The sequence below is a fragment of the Micromonospora globispora genome, assembly GCF_003857015.1.
Taxonomy (GTDB): domain Bacteria; phylum Actinomycetota; class Actinomycetes; order Mycobacteriales; family Micromonosporaceae; genus Micromonospora; species Micromonospora globispora.
In genome coordinates, this window is record NZ_QGGF01000657.1 from 1 (window position 1) to 2,050 (window position 2,050).

Genomic DNA, 2,050 nt, shown 5'->3' on the forward strand with positions numbered 1-2,050 from the left:
GCCCTTCTTGATCGCTTCGACGTCCTTCTGCGCCCGGGCGGCGGCCGCGGCGGCGTCGGACTTCCCGCCGACCACGTCGGCGAGCGCCTTGGGTACCGGCAGTTCGCCGAGGATCGCGCCGACCAGCTTGCCCTGGCCCTGCGGCAGCCCCCAGCGCTGGAAGGTGTCCGGGCTCTGCCGCAGGACGGTCAGCACGTCCTCGCCGTACACCTCGGACAGCGGCTTCTTCGCGTCCACCCCGGCCTTACTGGTGTTCCAGGCAGTGAGGAACTTCTCCTTGTCGTCCGCGGTGCCCTTGCGGACCGGGAAGCGCCCCTCGGGGGACATCCCGAACCAGCGCGGGTAGCCGTCGGAGAGCATGTACTCCACGAAGGACTTGGCCGAATCGCCGGCGCCGTCGAGCACCGCCCACGAGCTGATCTCGCCGTACTGGGCCGGTTCGGTGCCGTTCGGGCCCTTGATGGCGGTGACGAAGCCGCTGTTCTTCGCCAGGAACGTCGGGTCCTTCTGGCACTGCGGGCAGGTGGGCTTGGCGTCGTTCCGCAGCCCGGCCAGCTCGTCGAGGATGAACGGCGACCAGATCAGCATGGCCGCCTTGCCGGCGAAGTAGGTGGCCCGGGTGGTGTCCACGTCCTGGGCGCCCTTGACCGAGTGGTTGCGCATCAGGTCGCCGTAGAAGCGGAACGCCTCGACGCACTCGGGGGAGTCCAGCGTCACCTTCCCGGAGTCGTCGGTGAGCTGGCAGTTGTTGGCCAGGGCCAGGTGCTCGAAGGTCTGCTGGGTGAAGACGTCACCGGGGGCGGTGGCCGCGGTGATGCCGGCGACGCCGCCGGTGTTCAGCTTCGCCGCCGCGGCGGCGATCTTCTCGTACGTGTCCGGGGCGGGCAGGCCGGCCGCGGCGAAGAGATCCTTGCGGTAGACCAGCAACTGGCCCCACCCGTCACTGGGGACGGCGAGCTGCTTTCCGTCCTCGGAGGTCAGCTCGAGGGCCCGGGGCGAGAAGGTGTCCCGCCCGAGCTTGTCGACGACCTCCTTGTTCGCGTCCGGTTCCAGCAGGTCGTTGCCGGCCAGGGTGCGGAGGCCGGCCAGCGAGACCGAGCCGACCACGTCGGGCAGCTCGCCGGCGGCGGCGCTGGACGCGATGAGGGAGGGGAACTGGTCCTCGTTGACGGTGACCAAATTGACCTTGACGCCGGTCTTCGCGGTGTAGTCGGCGATGATCGCCTTCGTGGCGGTCACCCGGTCGGCGACGTCCTCCAGGCTCCACACCGTTATCTCTGAACTGTCGCCTTTTGGCTCGTCGTCGCTGCAGGCCAGCAATCCTGTCCCGGCAAATGCCATGATCAGGGTGGAGGCGAGCATCCGCATCGAGGGTGATGACATCGGTGGCACTCCTCTCGAAGGGTACAACAGGGATTCAACGCCCTCGATTGATCAATTACAAGACATATACCGATATTTTGTTTTAGAATTGGGCCCGGTACTTCCCTGGAGCGGTGCCATGGGCAACTGGGTTGTCTCTCTGGCCGGGCCCCGACGCGTCAGTCTCGAGCCCTGCCCCAGCGATCCACTCGGCCCGGGCCAGGTCCGCATCCGCACCTGTTACTCCGGCATCTCAGCCGGCACCGAGCTGACCCTGTACCGGGGCAGCAATCCCCGGCTCAGCAAGGACTGGGACGCCGCCACCCGGATGTTCGTGCCGCGTCAGGCCGTCGCCCCCTATCCGGTGGTCGGCTTCGGCTACGAGGAGGTCGGCGAGATCGTCGAGGTCGCCGCCGACGTCGCCGACCGGCACCCAGGGCAGGTCGTCTGGGGCATCTGGGGGCACCGGGCCGAGGCGGTCGTCCCGGCCGGCGCGGTCCATCCCCTGGCCGCCGGGCTCGACCCGCTCGCCGCCGTCTTCGCCCGCCCCGGCGCGATCGCACTCACCGCCGTCCTCGCGGGCGACCTGCACCTCGGCGACTGGGTCGGGGTCTTCGGGCAGGGCGTGATCGGCCTGCTCGGCACCCGGCTGGCCGTCCTCTCCGGCACCCGCGTGGTGGCCGTCGAC

At 69.2% G+C, this 2,050-nt stretch carries 1 protein-coding gene and 1 pseudogene; one reads left to right on the forward strand and one right to left on the reverse strand.

Features of this window, described 5'->3' with window-relative positions:
• A partial coding sequence (locus tag DKL51_RS31515) for an ABC transporter substrate-binding protein (RefSeq protein ID WP_124813108.1) occupies positions 1-1,383 on the reverse strand: 1,383 nt, incomplete at its 3' end.
• 118 nt (positions 1,384-1,501) lie between these two features.
• On the opposite strand from DKL51_RS31515, the pseudogene DKL51_RS31520 reads away from it, so the two are divergent.
• Positions 1,502-2,050: pseudogene (locus DKL51_RS31520) on the forward strand (oxidoreductase); the annotation flags it as partial.